This window comes from Adhaeribacter radiodurans, from assembly GCF_014075995.1.
Classification (GTDB): domain Bacteria; phylum Bacteroidota; class Bacteroidia; order Cytophagales; family Hymenobacteraceae; genus Adhaeribacter; species Adhaeribacter radiodurans.
In genome coordinates this window covers 6,068,610-6,088,261 of record NZ_CP055153.1, presented here as the reverse complement: position 1 = coordinate 6,088,261, position 19,652 = coordinate 6,068,610, and the positions used below count along the sequence as shown (strand labels likewise).

The 19,652-nt window shown below is 43.4% G+C and carries 13 protein-coding genes; 10 read left to right on the top strand and 3 right to left on the bottom strand.

The window, feature by feature from the left end:
- Positions 1-155 precede the first annotated feature (155 nt).
- Positions 156-3,854, top strand: a complete 3,699-nt coding sequence (locus tag HUW48_RS24185; RefSeq protein WP_182413374.1) for a choice-of-anchor D domain-containing protein — start codon at positions 156-158, stop codon at positions 3,852-3,854.
- A gap of 270 nt (positions 3,855-4,124) precedes the next feature.
- Here the strand turns inward: HUW48_RS24185 and HUW48_RS24180 are convergent, their stop codons facing one another.
- Complete coding sequence (locus tag HUW48_RS24180) at positions 4,125-5,672, bottom strand: M20/M25/M40 family metallo-hydrolase (RefSeq protein ID WP_182413373.1); 1,548 nt, start codon at positions 5,670-5,672, stop codon at positions 4,125-4,127.
- A gap of 521 nt (positions 5,673-6,193) precedes the next feature.
- On the opposite strand from HUW48_RS24180, the gene HUW48_RS24175 reads away from it, so the two are divergent.
- The 7 genes from HUW48_RS24175 to HUW48_RS24145 all read left to right on the top strand — a co-directional run bounded on the left by HUW48_RS24175 (position 6,194) and on the right by HUW48_RS24145 (position 13,546).
- Entirely contained in the window at positions 6,194-7,300 is a 1,107-nt protein-coding gene (locus tag HUW48_RS24175; RefSeq protein WP_182413372.1) for a Gfo/Idh/MocA family protein, read from the top strand.
- A gap of 243 nt (positions 7,301-7,543) precedes the next feature.
- On the top strand, positions 7,544-8,050 hold the full coding sequence (locus HUW48_RS24170) for a DUF6265 family protein (RefSeq protein WP_182413371.1): 507 nt from the start codon (positions 7,544-7,546) through the stop codon (positions 8,048-8,050).
- A 149-nt stretch (positions 8,051-8,199) separates the two neighbouring features.
- Positions 8,200-8,418, top strand: a complete 219-nt coding sequence (locus HUW48_RS24165; protein WP_182413370.1) for a hypothetical protein — start codon at positions 8,200-8,202, stop codon at positions 8,416-8,418.
- Positions 8,419-8,516: 98 nt separating this feature from the next.
- The gene (locus HUW48_RS24160; protein ID WP_246343604.1) at positions 8,517-9,032 is read left to right on the top strand and encodes a DinB family protein; all 516 of its coding nucleotides are present in this window, start codon (positions 8,517-8,519) and stop codon (positions 9,030-9,032) included.
- Between the two features lie 600 nt (positions 9,033-9,632).
- Positions 9,633-10,184: a DUF1697 domain-containing protein gene (locus HUW48_RS24155; RefSeq protein ID WP_182413369.1), complete on the top strand. Its 552-nt coding sequence runs from the start codon at positions 9,633-9,635 to the stop codon at positions 10,182-10,184.
- 161 nt (positions 10,185-10,345) lie between these two features.
- Complete coding sequence (locus HUW48_RS24150) at positions 10,346-12,169, top strand: glycoside hydrolase family 15 protein (RefSeq protein WP_182413368.1); 1,824 nt, start codon at positions 10,346-10,348, stop codon at positions 12,167-12,169.
- A gap of 354 nt (positions 12,170-12,523) precedes the next feature.
- On the top strand, positions 12,524-13,546 hold the full coding sequence (locus HUW48_RS24145) for a glycoside hydrolase family 5 protein (protein WP_182413367.1): 1,023 nt from the start codon (positions 12,524-12,526) through the stop codon (positions 13,544-13,546).
- 163 nt (positions 13,547-13,709) lie between these two features.
- Here the strand turns inward: HUW48_RS24145 and HUW48_RS24140 are convergent, their stop codons facing one another.
- Positions 13,710-15,374, bottom strand: a complete 1,665-nt coding sequence (locus tag HUW48_RS24140) for a carboxylesterase/lipase family protein (protein WP_182413366.1) — start codon at positions 15,372-15,374, stop codon at positions 13,710-13,712.
- A gap of 281 nt (positions 15,375-15,655) precedes the next feature.
- Here HUW48_RS24140 and HUW48_RS24135 point away from each other — a divergent pair, with 281 nt between their 5' ends.
- Positions 15,656-17,434: an ABC transporter ATP-binding protein gene (locus tag HUW48_RS24135; protein WP_182413365.1), complete on the top strand. Its 1,779-nt coding sequence runs from the start codon at positions 15,656-15,658 to the stop codon at positions 17,432-17,434.
- Between the two features lie 229 nt (positions 17,435-17,663).
- Positions 17,664-19,280 carry a CehA/McbA family metallohydrolase gene (locus HUW48_RS24130; protein ID WP_182413364.1) on the top strand — a complete coding sequence of 539 codons (1,617 nt, stop codon included), beginning with the start codon at positions 17,664-17,666 and terminating at the stop codon, positions 19,278-19,280.
- Positions 19,281-19,448: 168 nt separating this feature from the next.
- Here the strand turns inward: HUW48_RS24130 and HUW48_RS24125 are convergent, their stop codons facing one another.
- Entirely contained in the window at positions 19,449-19,598 is a 150-nt protein-coding gene (locus tag HUW48_RS24125) for a hypothetical protein (RefSeq protein WP_182413363.1), read from the bottom strand.
- Positions 19,599-19,652: the final 54 nt, after the last annotated feature.

The following is a 19,652-nucleotide window of genomic DNA, read 5'->3' as shown; positions in this document are numbered from 1 at the left end:
AATTTACTAAAACCTAAACAGTACCTGTTTCAAAATTCTTTTCTTCTTTCCTTATTAAATAAAAAGAACAGAGTAAGCTTTGTTTACCTAGCTATGGACAAAATGCAGCCAGTAACTTTTAAATAGTAAGGAAATATTATTTAAATAGCCTAGCGATGAACATTATTTACCCAAGTTATAACTGTAAAGTACCATCCAGCCTAAAGGTTGTATTTCTATTTTCTTTACTTCTGATAACAGAATTAGCATACGGAGAAACTAATACTCCGGAAATTAATTTAAAACAGGGAACTACTAATAAACTAAGCGGCAGCGATTATACATTTGCCAACCAAAATGTTAAAACTACGGGCCCAACGGTAACATTTACCATCGAAAATAGCGGCACAGGCAATTTAACTATTTCGAATATTACTTTAACCGGTGCCAATGCCGACCAGTTTACCCTTAACAAAACCGCCACGACCTTAGTAATAGCCCCGGGTACCAATACTACTTTTACGTTAGATTTTTCGCCGAAAAATAATGTACCAGGCATTAAGAATGCCGTAATTACTATTGTAAATAATGATGCAGATGAGGAAACGTATATCCTTAATGTAACGGGTACAGCAGTAATTTTAGCGGCTACTATATCTTCGCTTTCTCCTGTTGGTGGGGCTGCTGAAGGAGCTACTGCTACTATTAATGGTACTAATTTAATTAATACTACTGGTGTTACTTTTAACGGAGTCCCCGCGGCTAGCTTTTCTATAGTTAGTAATACTAGGGTTACTGCTATTATACCACCGGGCGCTACTTCCGGGCCCATAAGTGTAAGTAATGCCGGTGGCACGATTATAAGTGCCCAGACGTTTTATATTTTACCCAAAATCACCAGTTTTACGCCAACATTTGGCCCAACAGACGCTTCTGTGGTAATTACCGGCACTAGTTTTACTGGAACAACATCCGTTAAGTTTAATGGAACGGAAGCCAGTTTTACTGTAAATAGTGCCACTAAAATTACTGCTTTAGTACCAGCGAATGCTAGTACCGGTATCATATCAGTGACTACCCCGAGCGGTACGGGAACCAGTTCCGCCTCATTTACTCCCCCGCCCTCTATTATTTCCATAATTGGTCCCGGTAGCGCTTCATCGGCTATAATTGGGAACACCATTACTATTAATGGTACCAGTTTTACTTCTGCTGCTACCGTTAAATTTACAGATAAATCCGGTAACAGTAACAGCGTAACAGCTACTAAAACGTTTGTGAATAATACCCAATTAACCGCCGTTATTCCGGTTGGGGCAGCTACAGGTTTAGTAACTGTAACTACAACCTCGGGCTCTGCAAGTGCTCCTTTTAACATAACAAATACCACATATACCTGGAATAACACTTCTGCTAGCTGGGCTAACCCAAACAGCTGGACACCAGCCCGTACTTCGCCTTCTACTAATGATTTACTTATATTTGAAAGTGTTTCTGTAAATCCAGTTCTGGATTTTGCTTCTTCTGAAGAAACAATTGGTTATCTGAATGTTGTAAAGGATGTTAATGTTACTTTTAGTGTTGCTACGGATAAAACTTTAAATATTAACAATGATGTAGCAGTAGGCACCGCGCAAGATTTTATAATAGCTACCGGAGCCAAACTTGTTGTAACTAATTCAACCGCTGGAGCCGATCTCATTATTAATATTTTACCGGGAGCAACGGGTACCGTGGTGGGTACTATTACTTTTCTGGGGGTAGGATTAGCCGAGCATCGGTTATATGCCAATAATATATCAACCGGAGGTAATACACTAGTATTTCAATCGGGCAGCACCTTTTATGCCGGAGCTAACTTTTCGGGTTCTCCTTTTGGTAGTACTTACAACAACTCGGTTCAATTTTCTTCTAACTCCGTCTACTATAATCAGTCTGTTACGGGTGGTTCCCCTTTTGGTACCAGTACCAGTAACGTAGTTGTATTTGAGGTAAATACCGTTTACCGCCACGACGTAAATACGGTTCCGGATCTACTAAACCGCACGTATGGCACTATTAGTTTTAATGCTGCGTCTTTTAATCAAACCATAACCGGTACCGGAAACTTAACAATATTAAAAGACTTAATCTTATCGGCTCCTTCCGGATCTCCTAACCCTGTTTGTAACTTAAATCTGGTCGGCACTATAACCATAGGCAGAAATATAACAGTAACCAAAGGTTCGTTAAGTTTTAATCCGGCGACAGCAACTACTATAAAGTTAACCGGTAGTGCGGGCGGAGCAGCTAAAGCCGGAACTATATCCGGAGCGGGTACTGCTTTTAATCTTGGACCTAATGCTAATTTAACTATTGAACCAGGAGCGGTTATAACACTAACCCGAAATATTGTTGGTACCGGAAAAGCAACTATAAACGGAACGGTAACTACGGCTAATAGTAATGGTTTAATGAGCGGCACCAATACTTCCTTTGCCAGTTCTTTAAGAGTTACTTTAAATCCGGGTTCAACGGTAGAGTACAATGGTACAGCCTCCCAAACAGTTTCCGCTGGAAACTACGCGAACTTAACTATTTCCAGTACTAGGGCAGATAACTCCACCATTACTTTACCAACTTTACCAGCTACCTTAAAAATTTCGGAAGTATTTTCCCCGGTTGCTGTTGGGGTGAGTTATACCACCACTACCACAACTATCGAGTTTAATGGGGGCGAACAAACAATTCCACCTTTCAATTACTATAATTTAGTTATTTCCGGTACGGGAGATAAATTGCTGGGAGAGAGTTTTATCGTGGGCAATAATGTAAATATGGTAGCTAATAATATTATTACGGAAAGCAATTTCTTGATATTAGGTACTGCGGCCACTATTACCGGAGAAGCGGAAGGGAGATACGTAGTGGGCAATTTAAGTGTTAACCGAATAATAGATAATGCTGGTTCTGATTTTGGCGGCATTGGATTTACACTAGGCAACGGAGCACAAACGGGTAGTACTAGTGTAACCCGGGTGGCGGGTCCTGGTAGTAGTATTTTGATACCAGAAAATGGCCATGAAGGCATTAACCGCCGCTGGGAGGTGCTACCCACTAACCAACCTGCTGGCCCCGTTAATGTTACTTTAGCCTGGGTAGCCGACGATGATAACGGAAAAGATTTAAGTAGCGCCCGGGTCTGGAAAACGCAAGGCGACGATTTAAGTACGTATTATGATGTAAGCAAAGTTAACCAGGATGCCAGTAACCATCAAATTTCAGCTACCGTAACTTCTTTTTCTACCTTAACTGTTTCGGATGAGAATAACCCACTACCGGTAGAATTAACTTATTTTAATGTGGTAAAAAAAGGCCAAAATGCGGTATTAACCTGGCAAACGGCTACGGAAAAAAATAATGCTGGGTTTGGTATAGAAGCATCATCGGATGCTATTCATTTTGAAGGAGTAGGTTTTGTAAAATCTCTTAATCCGAATGCAACTACCTTGCAGGACTATACATTTACGCACCGCCCATTAGGAACCGGAACCATTTACTACCGCTTGAAGCAAACCGATTGGAATGGAACCAATAAGTATTACGGACCTAAGGCCCTCCGTTTCGACCAGGTTGTTCCAACGCTGTTAGCTTATCCAAATCCGGTTACAGATAAAGATGCCGAAGTAACGGTTCAAGTTGGAGCGATGCCCTTGGAAAAAGTAACAATAACGGTAACAGATGCTTTGGGTAAAGTAGTTTACCATCGAACAGAATCAAAGAATTCAACTGGCAACGAGCTAAAAGTAAATGTACAACATCTACCGGCCGGTATTTATATCTTAAATATTACTACTCCTACCAATGCTGCCCAAACGAAAATAGTGAAGCAGTAGGTAATACCCAATCTTCTAAATTAACTACTTTAAGCCATAGCCCTTATGATAGTTAATTTAGAAGATTTTGCATTATTTTAAATGAACTGCTAATCTACTTGCCAGCATCATTCAAAACATCTTATTGCTCCAGCGGAAAAGACACGGAAGTGAATCCGCAGGCCAGGAGGCAAACTGGTTACGGTTCCACCACATCAGGGCCATAGAATGGAGACGGTAACTGGCTTAAAGTACACAGATAACGAACTCTTTTTTGTATTAGCAAAAAGCTTAATCTAAACCACCCCGGCGAGTAGGCTGACGCGGTTCTGGCCAGGAGCCCGGCTGCCCGGTTTGGGAGTTAATCGGCAATACGCTTTTATCGCGCGAAGTTTTATCAGGGTCTTCGCTGGCCATGTACGCTAGAATTGCGGTTAAAATGGCATTACTCCGTACATCATCAAACACAATTTTATCGTAGGTATCGCGGTTGGTGTGCCAGGTATAGGTGCCGTACGACCAGTTTAAAGAACTTAAGGAAAACGCGGGTGCTCCGGCCGCCACAAACGAAGCAAAATCAGAGCCACCGGTACCCGGAGACCCGGGGAAACTGGTTTGAATTTGCGAACGAATTTCATCGGGCACTTTGGTTAACCAACGGCCCAGGTACTCGTACGAATTTAAAAATCCTTGTCCCGCTAAGTTTACTACCCGGCCAGTGCCGTTATCCTGGTTAAATACTGCCTGCACGTTCTGCACAATTTCCAGGTGATCGGCCACAAAAGCCCGCGAACCGTTTAAACCTTGTTCTTCGCTGCCCCAGTGACCAACTAAAATCGTGCGTTTCGGGTTCGGATAAACTTTCTTTAAAATGCGCATGGCTTCCATCATGGTTAAGGTGCCGGTGCCATTATCCGTTGCGCCGGTGCCTCCATCCCAGGAATCAAAATGCGCCGACAAAATAACGTACTCGTTTGGTTTTTCAGAGCCTTTTATTTCGGCAATGGTGTTAAAAGCAGGCACCCTCCCTTTTTCCTTCGACTCGGTTTGCACCCGTATTTTAGGTTTATGGCCCGATTCGGTGAGGCGGTAAAGCAAGCCGTAATCTTCCAGCGAAATATCAATCGTAGGTATTTTTTTAGTGTAGGCGGCAAATATTTTATTCACGCCAAAACCATTCGACCAATTACAGGTAACAACGCCGGCTGCTCCAGCTTTCTCTAAGGCTACGGATAAAGTACGCGGGGTATGCCCGGTTTTGCTAATGCGATTCCGCCAAGCTTCGGTTTGCGCGGTGCGGTCGGCTTTCATTTTCTCGAAAGATTCTTTTTTAGCAAATTCCTGCCAGTTATAATCGGGCCGGCCGGTGGGCTGGTTCATCGAAATCAGGACAAACTTACCTTTTACCGCTGGCATCCATTTCTTAAATTCCATCGAATCGGTTACATCCGGAATAATAATGAGCTCGGCAGTTACGGCTTTCTTCATGCCCGGGCTCCAGGCTAATTGCATTCCTTCCAGCGATTCGGTGCGGGGATAAACTAAATCAATGTGCGAAATACCCCGTTCCCAACCACGCCACTCGCCCCAATTTTCCGTGCGAGCGCTAATGTTCCAGTCTTTGTATTTGGCTACTGCCCAATCGCCGGCTTGTTTCATTTGCGGCGTACCTACCAACCTCGGCCCAATTACATCCATAAGTTCGTGCGCCAGTTTTTCTAATTGTGAATTCTCGTTTGCTTCTTTCACAATGCTTTCTATCACAGGATCTTTTACCTGCGCTATCGCTAAACTTCCGGAAAGCAGAAATGTGAGAAATAATAAAACCCCTTTTTTCATGTAAGAAATTTAAAGATTAAGCCTTTTATTTAGAATCCGAAAGTACAGAATTAATCCTTATCTTTCCTTGCTCACCCTATTTTACCTTCTTCCAGCTAAATCATTGGTATATTTTATTCGCTTCGCTGGATTGGTGAATAATTTAATTTTAATTAAAACGGCATCTGTTATTTTTCAGCCAGCGGCTCTTTTCTTTGCTACATTCCTTAACTTTTAAGCACTAAGTAAAGAGACACAAGTATCAAGATATTAGCTGTTAGACTTTTGTTTAGTTAAGTCTTTTATTATTAGTAAGATATTGCAAATTCCGCATCCTGTATAAGAAATTAAATTTGTTTAGTTACTTATTTTAAGAAAGGATAAGGTGTTGCCTATGGGGTAAAATTATTATCTTGTATTTTTGAAAAAAGACCTAATACTGAATTTGCCCGAAGGAATAAGTCTTTGGGGAGCAGATGAATTACTAAAAAGAAAAAAATAATTTGAGCTATTTGCTAGTAACAACTTAAACTATTGAAACTATGACCTTTACTTCTCGCCGCGACGCTATTAAGATTCTGGCTTTAAGCAGCGCAACTGCTATATTCTCGCCCAACACCTTGTTGGCCGCTACCCGCCCGCAGAAAACCCGCTTGGGGGTAGCCTTAGTGGGTTTGGGCTATTACAGCACCGATTTACTGGCTCCGGCTTTGCAGCAAACCAAAAATTGTTACCTGGCCGGTATTGTAACCGGCTCTCCGGATAAAGCCGAAACCTGGAAAAAGAAGTATAACATTCCGGATAAAAATATTTACAACTACCAAAACTTTGATACCATTGCCAATAACCCGGATATAGATGTGGTGTACGTGGTGCTACCCCCTTCTATGCACCGGGAGTACGTGGTTCGGGCAGCTAATGCGGGGAAAGCGGTGTGGTGCGAGAAACCAATGGCAGTAACCTCTGAAGAGTGCCAGGCCATGATAGATGCTTGCCGGAAAAATAAGCAACCGTTGGCTATTGGGTACCGTTTGCAGCACGAGCCGAACACGCAAGAGTACCGGCGCATTGTAAAGCAACAATTGTTAGGTAAAGTTCAGAGCCTAAAATGCGCCGCCGGTTACCGCGATGACCGCACCACTCACTGGAAACAGAAAAAAGAAATGGGCGGTGGCGTAATGCACGACATGGGCGTATACGCCATACAAGGAGCCCGCTTAGGTACCGGTATGGAACCTATTGCCGTAGTAATGGCTAAAACATCTACCACTCGCCCCGAAATTTACAAGAATGGTTTAGCCGAAACCGCAGTTGCTACCTTAGAGTTTCCGGGTGGAATTTTGGCCGATATTAAAAGCAGTTTTGGGGAGAATGTAAACTTCATGAACATTAACTGCGAAAAAGGAGACATTAGATTGGCGCCTTTCTCGGCGTACGATGGCGTGAAAGGTAGCAGCCCACTCGGAGAAATTAACCATCCGTATAAAGCTCCCTGGCAGCAAGCCAAGCAAATGGACGACGATGCTCAAGCTATTATGCAAGGCAAACCCCTACTGGTGACCGGCGAAGAAGGTTTACGCGATGTAAGAATTGTGGAGGCCATTTATAAAGCGGCGGCTACCGGCAAGCAGGTGAATTTAACAGCTTAGTTTGCGGTTGCAAGTTGCTGGTTTTTGCAGGAATTTTCCTCATTCTTGCTATTCAGAAGAAACCTGGGTAGCAACTTAACCCGATGATTTGTTCCTGAATAACAGGAAAATAATTCTTTACTGGAATGGTCTTCCAGCCATTAATTGTCAGATTAAAAGTTTAATGGCTTTATATTGGTGACTATTTACTAAAACCAATTTGTATTTTTAAAAATTTAAAACTTTAACTTAATTTCTGCTTCTATGAAACGCATTTTTGTTTTGCTTTTAGTTTTTGTTTTCGCTGGTTTATTGCCGCACGTTTATGGCCAAACGCAACCGAAAGGTGGCTCCGTTGCAGATGTTAGCTTTATTCAGGGTAACTGGAAAGCTACTGCTGCCGATGGAAGAACGATAGATGGGGTTTGGCTGGCACCGGAAAACGGTAATATACTAGGCTTTATGCGCATGATGAAGGACGGCAAAGCAAATTTATACGAAATTCTGGCTTACGAGCAAACGTCAAATGGATTGGTTTCGTTGGTGAAACACTTTCAGCCGGGCTTAGTGGGAACAGAAGAAAAAGATAAACAAGACCGTTATAATTTCGTGGAAGCGAGTAAAGACCGGGCTATTTTCCAGAAAGAAGGAGAAGATTTAAGAATTTTATACGAGAAACGGTCGCCTACCCAATTTGTTATTGCCCGGGGTAATCAGGAAAATGGCAAGTGGGTGTTTAAAGATTTATTCGTGTTTAATCGGGCTAAGTAAATTTTACTATTTCACCTATGACTCAAGCGCCTAACTATTTTAAAATTGGTTAGGCGTTTTTTTTAACAGCAGATTCGGTTCATCCGTTGATACTTTTCAAGTCTCAATAGAATAGTGCAGATACGATTTTAACAGTCCGTGTTTGCCTCGTGGCCGGCGGGCCTCGTTTGGCTATGGAGGGCGGTTTAGCGAACCTTGGCTCGTTGCACTGCGCCATGCTGCTTTGCAGCACCGGAACGGTAAAAGGCCCGAGAGAGCCAAACTGGTGTTGGTTGCCTGTAGTTACCGGGTACTATCGCATAGCGTTATATAATTTGAATTTAATATTATTCATTCCTTATTTTTCTTTGCTATTTGTACTTGTTTAGCCTGGCTTAAATAAATTTTTCTGGTTTAAAAACACACTGCCATAGGGTTGTCAGTGGCGGTTATTTACTTTGTAGCATAACACTAAAACTATAAAACTATGCCCGAAATTCAAACTTTGTCCGTACTCGATTTGCTTCCCAAAGAACTGGCCCAGGAAGTAGAAACTACCCGTAAAATGTTATCCCGCATTCCGGATGACAAGTACGACTGGCAACCCCATCCCAAAAGTATGACTATTCGGCAATTGGCTACGCACATTGCCGAATTACCCACTTGGATAACTATGGGCCTTACTACCGACGAACTGGATTTTGCCACAAGCCCGTATAATCCGAGAAAAATAAATACTACCGCCGAGCTATTACAGCTTTTAGAAGAATCAATTGCTTCTGGTACTGAATCCTTGAATAAAGCTTCCGAAGAAGACTTGTTACCTAACTGGACCTTACGTAACGGTGATCAGGTTTACGCTGTTTACACCAAATATGAAGTTATCCGGCATGCCCTTAGCCAGCTCATCCATCACCGGGCACAGCTAGGCGTTTACCTGCGGTTGTTAAACATTCCTATCCCAGGCAGCTACGGACCCAGCGCCGACGAAATGGGTTCTTAACATAATAGATTATAAAAAGAAAAGTATTATAAAAGAAAAGGTCTGCTTCTACTATTGAAGAAGACCTTTTCTTTGCCAGAAAATTAAAATTTACTTTTTTCAAAAGGATCCTTTATCTACTTAAATACTATATTAAAACCAATTTAATACTGCGCTTATATTTTAGAAGAATGTTTAGATTTAGAGCTTTAACCAATTTTTAACTTCGTTTAAGGCGCATAAATCCTAACATATTAGTATTAATATGTTAGGAAGGAAAACGTGATCATTCATTCTATTACCGCAATGTGACAGAACCCAGAAGCTACAAGCACTGACACCAGTTTGGCTATGGAGGGCCTTTTAGTGTTCCGGTGCTGCAAAGCAGCATGGCGCAGTGCAACGAGCCAAGGTTCGCTAAACCGCCCGAAAGAGCCAAACTAGGCCCGCCGGCCACGAGGCAAACTCAGCCTTGTCAAATCTCATTAGCACCGCCGCCTGGAGACTTGAAAAGGCTCGCGGAACAACTTTTATTAACTCTGTTATAACAAGCTAACCTATCAAATCAAACTTTTTAATGCGCCATTATCCGGCTAACTTGCTAGTTATAACTCCATTCTTATGCAAACCTACATAGCTTTATTGCGCGGCATTAATGTAAGCGGACAAAAAATGATGAAAATGCCTGAGCTGCTTGCTCTGTTTCAAAGTTTAAATTTAAAAAATGTTAAAACGTATGTGCAAAGCGGGAATGTTGTTTTTCAGACTGAAAAACAAGGTGCAACTAATTTAGAAGAACAAATAGCTCGTGCCATTACCGAAAAATTCCAGTTTTCTGTTCCCGTGCTGGTAAAAGATCAAACCGAGTGGGAGCGGGTTTTACAAAATAACCCTTTTATCATCAACCAAGACGAAGACACTTCCAAACTGCACGTTACCCTCTTAGCCAGCGAACCCACTCCTGATCGAGTAGCCAAAATAAATCCTGCCCTGTACCTGCCAGATGAATTTAGAATAGTCAAAAATACCATTTACCTGTCTTGCCCGAATGGCTACGGCCGAACCAAACTGCACAATAATTTTTTCGAGAGTAAATTAAAAGTAAATGCGACTACCCGCAACTGGAAAACCATGCAAGCGTTAATGAACCTGGTAGAAAGTATAAACTCTTAAAAAAATAGTAAAAATTCGGGTTTACTCCACAGCCAGTATTCATTTTATGTCCTTTTAGTCTTTTCTGTTTAGTACCCGGTTATTTATAGCTTGCACTTAGTAAATACCAGCGAACACGGCACGTATAATTGCGTTAGTTAGAGCAAACGTAGAGGTAAAACATGAGTTATCAACCAATAGAAAATTACGGGGTTATAGGAGATTTAAATACAGTTGCCTTGGTAGGCCTAAACGGCTCCATCGATTTCATGTGTTTCCCTAACTTCGATTCGCCGAGCATTTTTGCCGCCTTATTGGACGCAGAAAAAGGCGGAAGCTTCTGGATTAGACCGGAGTTTACTCAAGTAAAAACAAAACAGCTCTACCTGCCCGATACCAATGTGCTGCTTACCCGCTTTTTATCTCCGGATGGTGTGGGGGAAGTCACTGATTTTATGCCGGTAGAAGAACTGTATAACGGCAAAGAATTAATTAGAAGGGTAACTACCGTACGCGGCGAAGTAAAGTATACCATGCACTGCCAGCCCCGTTTTAACTACGGCCGCAGCGGTCATACCGTAGAAGCTAAATCTGAAACAGTGGTAATTTTCACCAGCGACGGTCCCGACAAAACCGTTTTAAAATTAATGAGTTCGGTTCCGCTCCAAATTAGAAACGGAGATGTGGTGGCAGAATTCTCCTTATCTCCCAACCAAACGGCCGATTTCCTTTTAGAGCATATTGATCAAAACCATAACCAGCAAAAAGACTTCGAAAACTTTATTACCGAAAGTCTTTTTAGAACGGTTAATTATTGGAAAAACTGGATTGCCCAGTCTACTTACAAAGGCCGGTGGCTGGAAATAGTAAATCGCTCCGCTTTAGTTTTAAAATTGCTTACCTCTTATAAGTATGGTTCCATAATAGCCGCTCCTACTTTTAGTTTGCCCGAAAGCATTAGAGGCAAACGGAACTGGGATTATCGTTATACCTGGATTCGGGATGCCTCTTTTACCGTGTATGCCTTTATCCGGTTGGGTTATACCAAAGAAGCAAGTGCCTTTATGAACTGGATAGAAAAGATTTGTCCGGACGTGAAGGGGCAAAATCGTCTGGGCATTATGTACTCCATAGACGGAAATCGACAGCTGGAAGAAACTATCCTGGAAAACCTGGAAGGTTACCAGCAATCAGCTCCGGTCCGGATTGGCAATAATGCTTATAGCCAATTACAACTGGATATTTACGGCGAGCTAATGGACTCCGTTTACCTGTATAACAAATACGGCGATCCTATTTCGTACGATTTCTGGAAAAACCTGGAAGAACAAATAAACTGGCTGAGCCAAAACTGGAACCAACCCGATGAAGGTATTTGGGAAGTAAGAGGTGGGCAAAAGAATTTCCTTTACTCCCGTTTACTGTGCTGGGTAGCGCTGGACCGCGCCGTTAAAATTGCTGAAATGCGGTCTTTCCCCTTAAATGAAAACTGGCGCAAAGAAAGAGATCGTATTTTTGACAGCATTTTCACTGATTTCTGGAATCCGGAAAAAGCCGCCTTTATGCAGTTCCCCGGCTCCACTACCGTCGATGCTTCTTCGTTACTCATGCCCTTAATCCGGTTTATCAGTCCCAAAGATCCCAGATGGCTATCTACGTTAAAAAGAATTGAAAGCGAACTTGTTTCTGATTCGCTCGTGTACCGGTACAACCCCGAAGTGGCAGCTTCGGACGGTTTAATTAGCCGGGAAGGAACGTTCTCTATGTGTACGTTTTGGTACGTGGAGTGCTTATCCCGGGCCGGTGAACTGGAAAAAGCCCGGTTTTATTTCGAAAAAATGTTGGGCTATGCAAATCACCTGGGGCTCTATGCCGAGCAGTTAGGCTTTCAGGGCGAACACCTGGGTAACTTTCCGCAGGCGTTTACCCACATGGGCTTAATTAGTGCCGCGTATAGCTTGGATCGGAAATTAAACGACAGCAGAAACAAAGATATCCACTACTAACCGAGCAATTTAGTAAAGTTGAATTTTATAAAGTTAAGTTATTGTACAAAATGAATGTACTATACTTGAGGTCGAGATCATAGTAAAAAGAATAAACCTTTGATTACTTATTAATTACACAAAAGTCCAACATCTAATATCCAGATAATTGTGTCTCTTTACTTTGTATTCCGAAAGAGGGTAATTGTTCTTATCAATTTTAATTTAAAATCAGCGGCACAGTAAAAACAAAAAGGGGCTGAGCCAATTAAAAAACTAAGATTTATTTTACAACCATCTATCTTCTGTTTACAATTCATCTTATATTTCAAATTATATTTCAAACTTAAATAATTAACCGGTTTAAACTTTAAGATGAAAATAAGTACTACTCTACAGGTAACGCTGTTTTGCCTGCTACTCTTATCTGCTACAATTACTCTGGCTCAAACAGCTTCAACCTTGCCGCTGATAAGTGTGCAGGGAAATAAGTTTGTGACGGCTGGCGGTAAGCCCATTGTTTTTAGAGGTTTAGATACCAGCGACCCCGATAAACTGCAGCGCGACAGCCACTGGAATAAAGAATATTTTGAAGTAATGAAAAGCTGGGGTGCCAATGTGGTACGGTTCCCGGTTCACCCGAATGCCTGGCGTAAACAAGGTTCTGAAAATTATATAAAACTACTCGACCAGGGCGTACAATGGGCTACCGAATTGGGTTTGTACGTGATCATCGATTGGCACAGCATCGGTAATTTGCGCTCAGAGTTGTACCAGAACCCCATGTACGAAACTACCAAGAAAGAAACTCTGGAATTTTGGCGCACCATGGCCAAGCATTATAAAGGCAATACCACCGTGGCTATGTTCGAGCTGTTTAACGAGCCTACCGTAATGGGCGGACAAGCCGGTACCTGCACCTGGCCGCAATGGAAAGAGATAATGGAAGAAATAATTGTTGTAATCCGGGCGAATGGCTCGCAAGCCGTACCATTGGTAGCCGGCTTTAACTGGGCCTACGATCTTACGCCGGTAAACCAAGATCCTATCAACGCTCAAGGCATTGCCTACGTTAGCCACCCGTACCCCATGAAAAGGGAGAAACCCTGGGAACCGCAATGGGCCTTGGACTGGGGCAATGTAGCCAAAAAATACCCAGTTATTTTAACCGAGATCGGCTTTTGCGGCCCCGATGATAAAGGCGCCCATGTGCCGGTAATCAGCGATGAATCCTACGGCGATGCTATTACCAAATACGCCGATGCAAATGGGATTTCCTACACCATCTGGGTTTTCGATCCGCAGTGGGCGCCCATGCTCATCAGCGACTGGAAATTTACCCCCACCCGCCAGGGCCGTTATTTTAAAGCTGCTTTGCAGAAGTACGGCAAGAAGTAGGCTTATTCTACCTGATTACAAAACGATCAATGTGTTATGCGTAGAGTTAGCAAAGCGCTCTACGCATAACAGAACAGCCAATCTCCTGATTGGCGCATTGGTATGATAAAAGGGTAGAGCCCGCTGACGCGAGTTCTACCCTTAACTGAAACATTTTAAAAAATCAGGCCAGCGCTTTACGGGCTTCGCGATCTGGGTCGTTTTTAATAACGGGAACATCGTCCAGGAACATGGTTTCACCGTTTTCCGGAGTGTATTTAGGCCAGGTGGGCAAACCACCGCCGTTCGGATTACCGGTACGGGCAAATTTTAAAAACGAATCCGCCATTTTCGCCGAAAGTTTTCTAGGACGTGAACCACCACCGGTATGGGTGTACATTAAATCGGTATTGTAGAACCAGAAACTAATATCGCTGCAATGGAAGGCACGCATGCGGTTGTCGAATAAGGGCGGTTGCCAGCCAAACCAGGCCACGTATACCGGCGCTTTCTGCTTGGATTTAGCATTCGCCAGGGCCACTACATTCTGCCGGTTACTTACCGCCATCGACCATATTTCAATAGGTTTTCTCTCGGGGAAAGCTTTGGCATAAGAATCAATTACTTTTCCGGCATTATCACCAAAACGGTCTTTTACTTTTTCTTTTACCGCATCTAAAGTAATATTTTCCAGGGAAGCATCGGAGCGGCTCGGCGACGATTCATTCAACGTGGAGCATAGTATCAATGGCACATCAGCCGACAGGGGAGAAGCAACCGGATCGAAAGGATGTTGCGGCAGGAAATGACCATCGGCTACCGGCGCCCAATTTCCGCCTCGCTTACCAGCGGCTTTCATTTCATCGGCTAATTTCTTACTGGCTCTAGTGGCTATTTCGTAGTATTCTTTCCAGGGCATTGCTTGCAGCTTATCTACCTGGTCGTTGGTTAAACCAGCTTCCTGTAAAATATAAGCTCCTAACTTTTCGGAAGTTTCTTTTTCGGTAACTTTTAAGGTTGCTCCACTCAAGGCTACTCCTTTATGAAATAAACCTTTCGCCGAAGGCATCGCCATTAAAGTACAAACCTTACCACCGCCCCCGGATTGGCCAATAATGGTAACGCTACCCGGGTCGCCACCAAAGTTGGTGATATTGGCTTTTACCCATTCCAAAGCCGCTACGCAATCCAGCATTCCTACATTACCCGAAGCCGCGTACTTGGTGGCATTAGCACCGGCAAAGTTGGCAAAGCCCATGGGTCCTAAGCGGTGGTTAATCGAAACGTATACCACATCGCCGCGGCGGCTAATATTTTCGCCGTGGTAACCGTCTTGCTCAATGGCGTTGCCATTGGTATACCCGCCGCCGTGTAACCATACAATCACCGGCCGTTTTTTACCATCGGCAATGGCGGGTGTCCACACGTTCAGACGCAAACAATCTTCGCTTACATCGTCGTAGTTCCAGTGGTCGATAAACGAACTAACTGGGTCGGCGTAGCGCTTTTCCATGTTTTGCGGGGCGGTATTGCCCCACCAGATAGTAGGTTTTATCTCGGTCCAGGGAGTTGGTTTTTTAGGTGGCATAAACCGGTTTTCGCCGGAAGTATCGGCCCCGTATGGAATACCTAAATACGTATAAATGCCTCGGAGTTTAAAACCGCGTACTTTGCCATAAGCGGTATTAGCTATTGCTATTTTTTCCCCGATGTACAAAATCTGCTCCTCTTCCTCCTTTTTTACTTTAGCAGATCTAGCCAACGAAGGCAAAGAAAAAGCGGTGCTCAGGCCAAAGGCAGTAGTGCCTAAACCAAGCTTTTGCAGGAAACTTCTACGGTTATTTGCCATGAATTTGAATATGGATGCGTTAGATGATTGCTAAGTAAAACCAGACTAAAAATTCTGAGTAGCCAGAGTAATTTCAGGTTTATGACCTCCAATTTAAGTAAATTACCGGCAGAAAAAATGATTTGCTCTTATTTTAAATAACACTTTTAGTTTTGAAAGTCACTTGGTTAGCCGGAATTCTGTAATCATTTACTTATTAATTAATTTGCGGTTCCCATAACAATTTATAGTTAGTTCTGGTTATTTTTAATCTGTTCCTCTTCTGCCCTTAATCTATCCGTATGAAATTGCTTTTTGAATATTTAAAACAATACAAATGGTTGGTTTTTCTGGCCTTGTTGCTAGCCGCCATCAATCAAACTTTTTCGCTCTTAGACCCGCTTATCCTGCGCAAAATAATTGACGATTACGCCACAGCCGCCGTTACTAAAAAATTAAAATTATCTACCCCGGAGTTCTTTAAAGGAGCTGGTACTTTAATTTTACTGGCCATGGGCGTTGCCATGGTATCCCGGATAGCCAAAGCTTTTCAGGATTACTACGTGAATGTAATTACCCAACGGCTGGGCGCGCAAATTTATTCGGATGGTTTGCGTCATTCCCTGGATTTGCCTTATTCCGTGTTTGAAGATCAGCGCAGCGGCGAAACTTTAGGTAAGCTGCAAAAAGTACGTACCGATGTAGAGAAGCTTATTTCTAACTTTATCAACGTTCTGTTTACGTCTTTAATCGGTATTATCTTCGTGGTGGTATATGCCATGAATGTGTACTGGGTGATTGCACCGGTTTATTTTTCGGCAGTGCCTATTTTGGGGATTCTAAGCTCGGTATTAAGTAAAAAAATTAAGGTAATTCAGAAAACCATTGTAGCCGAAACCACCTCATTGGCCGGGGCTACTACCGAATCGCTGCGCAACATTGAACTGGTAAAAAGCTTAGGCTTAGCGCAACAGGAAACCATTCGGTTGAACAACACCACCGATAAAATTTTAAAGCTCGAACTAAAAAAAGTAAAATACATCCGCAGTTTAAGCTTTGTGCAAGGTACCTGTGTGAATTTGCTGCGCAATGTTATTCTGCTACTCATGCTTTATCTGGTTTTTGTTAACCGCATTACCGTAGGTGATTTTATTTCTATGTTTATTTACTCGTTCTTTATTTTTGGGCCTTTGCAGGAACTGGGTAACATTATTAATATTTACCGCGAAACCGAAGTCTCCCTGGATAACTTCCAGAAAATACTGGACACTCCCAAAGAAGCTCGTCCGCACCAGCCGGTTCCGTTGCGTACTATCCAGACTTTGGCTTTTGAGAACGTGGGCTTTAAGCACCAAACCGCCGCTAACCGGGCTTTAGATGGTATTTCCTTTGAAACGCACTTAGGCGAAACCATTGCTTTCGTGGGGCCATCGGGCTCTGGTAAAACTACACTGGTAAAATTGCTGGTAGGCTTGTACAAACCCGAGCAAGGACGCATTTTATACAACAATATTCCGGGCGAGGAACTGGATTTAGACACCTTGCGCGAACAAATCGGCTTTGTTACCCAGGACACGCAATTATTTGCCGGCACCATCCGCGAAAATTTACTTTTTGTAGCTCCCAGCGCTACCGATGCCGATTGTTTAGAAGCTCTTCGGAAAGCGGCTTGCAGCTCTTTGCTGGCTCGCGCCGATAAAGGTTTGGATACCGTAATTGGCGAAGGTGGAGTAAAAGTATCGGGTGGTGAAAAGCAGCGGTTAAGTATTGCCCGGGCTTTATTGCGGAACCCTGCTATATTGGTTTTCGACGAAGCCACTTCCGCCCTGGATTCTTTAACCGAAGAAGAAATTAGTAAAACGGTACGCGATGTTTCTTTAAGCGCCAGCCACATGACCATTTTAATTGCGCACCGCCTTTCTACGGTGCTGCACGCCGATTGCATTTACGTTTTGGAACGCGGTAAAATCGCTGAATCTGGTAAACACTTAGAATTACTGGAACAAAAAGGCTTGTATTACGCCATGTGGCGCCAGCAAATCGGCGAACGGCACCTGGAAGAAAAACCGGCTTTGGTATAAGTGTTCTGAATCGCGGATTAAACGGATTATTGTCGGAAACTTGATTTACTTTATTAAAGGATTAACTTGATAATAAGTAAATTATAGAGCGGATTATTTAGTAACACCAGATGGTCGTGAAACGATTTTCCTGCTTTTGAGAAAATGATTTTCCAACATTATCTTTCCATACCAACAATTTATAATCTGCGAAATCCGTTTAATCCGGGATTCTGACAAATAGTATTGAATGCATAAATATAAACCAGTCCGAAAAGTAGTTCTATTTAATGCTTTCTTATTGCTGCAGGTCTTAAGCTGGCCTGGCATTCTAGCCGCGCAACAACCATCTACTGGCCGCTTGGAAGTACAAGTACTAGATGCCTCAACCAATAGATTAACGCCGGTTCGGGTACGTTTAAGCCGGAATGGGTGGGCGGTAAAAGAATTGCCGAAAGAAGCCGTGGCTGTGATGTATGGCGTCTGGGATCATGCCGATGGTTACAATTATCAACCGGATAGTTCTTTTTATGTGGTCGGTCAGTTTAGCTTGAATTTGCCACCGGGCACGTATCATTTATCCTTGGCGAAAGGACCGGAATATGTAGAACAACAACACGACTTGCAAATAACTGCCGGACAAGTACACCAAGAAAAATACCAGTTGAAGCGGTGGGTCAACATGCCCGCAAAAGGTTGGTATTCCGCGGATGACCACATTCATATCCGGCGTTCGCCGCGCGAAGATTCCTTGCTTTTAAACTGGACCCAGGCCGAAGATGTGCACGTAGGCGTAATGCTGCGCATGGGCGATTTTTGGGAAACGTATTATCCGCAATATGCCTGGGGCGAAAAAGGCGTTTACCAGAAAGAAATTTTTTTACTTACCTCCGGTCAGGAAGACCCACGCACTCCCGAATTAGGTCATGCTTTAGGAATAGGAGCCTCCGACAAGGTTCGGTACTCCAAAGAATATTATTACTACGATAAGGTTTTTGATAAACTCCGCGAATTGGGCGGATTGAGCGGTTATGCGCATCAGGCCGAAACGTTTCACGGGTACCGGGGCCTTACTCTGGATGGTTTACGGGGGAAAGTAGATGTGCTGGAACTGCTGCAATTCTGCGCTTCAGATAAACCTTTAATTACTAATCATTACTACCACTTGCTGGATTTAGGTATTCCGGTTACTGCTGTAGCCGGCTCTGATTTTCCGTGGTGCGGCAACGATCACGACAAAGGTCCACCGGAACGCTCGGCTCGCTTGGGTAATGTTCGTTTTTATACCTACGTAAACGGTCCTTTTAATTATAATAACTGGAAAGCAGGATTAGCTGCCGGACATACGTTTGTTTCCAGCGGTCCCATGTTAAGCTTTGAAGTAAATGGCCAACTTCCCGGTAGTAAATTGCCGGTAAGTAAAGGCACGACTTTGCACATAACGGCTCACGTTTACGGCCATTCCACGCAGGTACCTTTACAAGCGCTAGAAATTATTGGGCACGGCAAGGTATTAAGCCGGATTACCGTTGAGGAAGCTGGCCAGTCGCTGGAACATCTTTCTGTAACCCTCGATATTCCGGCGGAGCAAGGCATCTGGCTCGCTGCCCGTGCTTACGGAAATCCTACTCAAGCCGCTCATACTACCCCAGTATACGTGCAGGTAGATGGGAAAAACTTTCATAATCCGGCCACGGCCCCGCACTATTTAAAATTAAGCGAGAAATACTTAAAGGAACTTAAAAAAGAACTAAAAAACCGCCAAGCCGACCCCCAATACCAAGCCTGGCATTATCGGGCTGGTTTAGAAAGACGTATTGCCGAAACGCAGCAAGTAATCAAGGGCATGAAGAAGCAGTTAAAATAAAGTGCCTTCACTTACTACTTTAAGGTAATAACTTCTTAATATCTCCAAATTCTTTTACTTGTTTACTAATAAATATTCCACGCATTTAACATCATCTTACTAAAATAAGAAAATTAGTAAAAGCAGCAGCTACTAGTAACCAACACCAGTTTGGCTATGGAGGGCCTTTTAGCGTTCCGGTGCCATAGCGCAGTGCAACGAGCCAAGGTTCGCTAAACCAGAATCCTCCCCTTTTTTCAAGGGGAGGTGCCGAAGGCGGAGGGGTGAGCCAAACGAGGCCCGCTGGCTAGGAGGCAAACTTAGGCTCCTAACGGGCATCAGCCCCGAACCTTAGAGCCTTGCAATGGCTCCACAAATAACCCCCAAAGCCCC

Excerpts from the sequence above, each read along its gene's own strand:
- HUW48_RS24135 (WP_182413365.1), top strand. The coding sequence starts at position 15,656 with ATGAAATTGCTTTTTGAATATTTAAAACAATACAAATGGTTGGTTTTT.
- HUW48_RS24130 (WP_182413364.1), top strand. The coding sequence starts at position 17,664 with ATGCATAAATATAAACCAGTCCGAAAAGTAGTTCTATTTAATGCTTTC.
- HUW48_RS24160 (WP_246343604.1), top strand. The coding sequence starts at position 8,517 with ATGCCCGAAATTCAAACTTTGTCCGTACTCGATTTGCTTCCCAAAGAA.
- HUW48_RS24140 (WP_182413366.1), bottom strand. The coding sequence starts at position 15,374 with ATGGCAAATAACCGTAGAAGTTTCCTGCAAAAGCTTGGTTTAGGCACT.
- HUW48_RS24185 (WP_182413374.1), top strand. The coding sequence starts at position 156 with ATGAACATTATTTACCCAAGTTATAACTGTAAAGTACCATCCAGCCTA.
- HUW48_RS24155 (WP_182413369.1), top strand. The coding sequence starts at position 9,633 with ATGCAAACCTACATAGCTTTATTGCGCGGCATTAATGTAAGCGGACAA.
- HUW48_RS24150 (WP_182413368.1), top strand. The coding sequence starts at position 10,346 with ATGAGTTATCAACCAATAGAAAATTACGGGGTTATAGGAGATTTAAAT.
- HUW48_RS24145 (WP_182413367.1), top strand. The coding sequence starts at position 12,524 with ATGAAAATAAGTACTACTCTACAGGTAACGCTGTTTTGCCTGCTACTC.
- HUW48_RS24170 (WP_182413371.1), top strand. The coding sequence starts at position 7,544 with ATGAAACGCATTTTTGTTTTGCTTTTAGTTTTTGTTTTCGCTGGTTTA.
- HUW48_RS24125 (WP_182413363.1), bottom strand. The coding sequence starts at position 19,598 with ATGCCCGTTAGGAGCCTAAGTTTGCCTCCTAGCCAGCGGGCCTCGTTT.
- HUW48_RS24180 (WP_182413373.1), bottom strand. The coding sequence starts at position 5,672 with ATGAAAAAAGGGGTTTTATTATTTCTCACATTTCTGCTTTCCGGAAGT.
- HUW48_RS24175 (WP_182413372.1), top strand. The coding sequence starts at position 6,194 with ATGACCTTTACTTCTCGCCGCGACGCTATTAAGATTCTGGCTTTAAGC.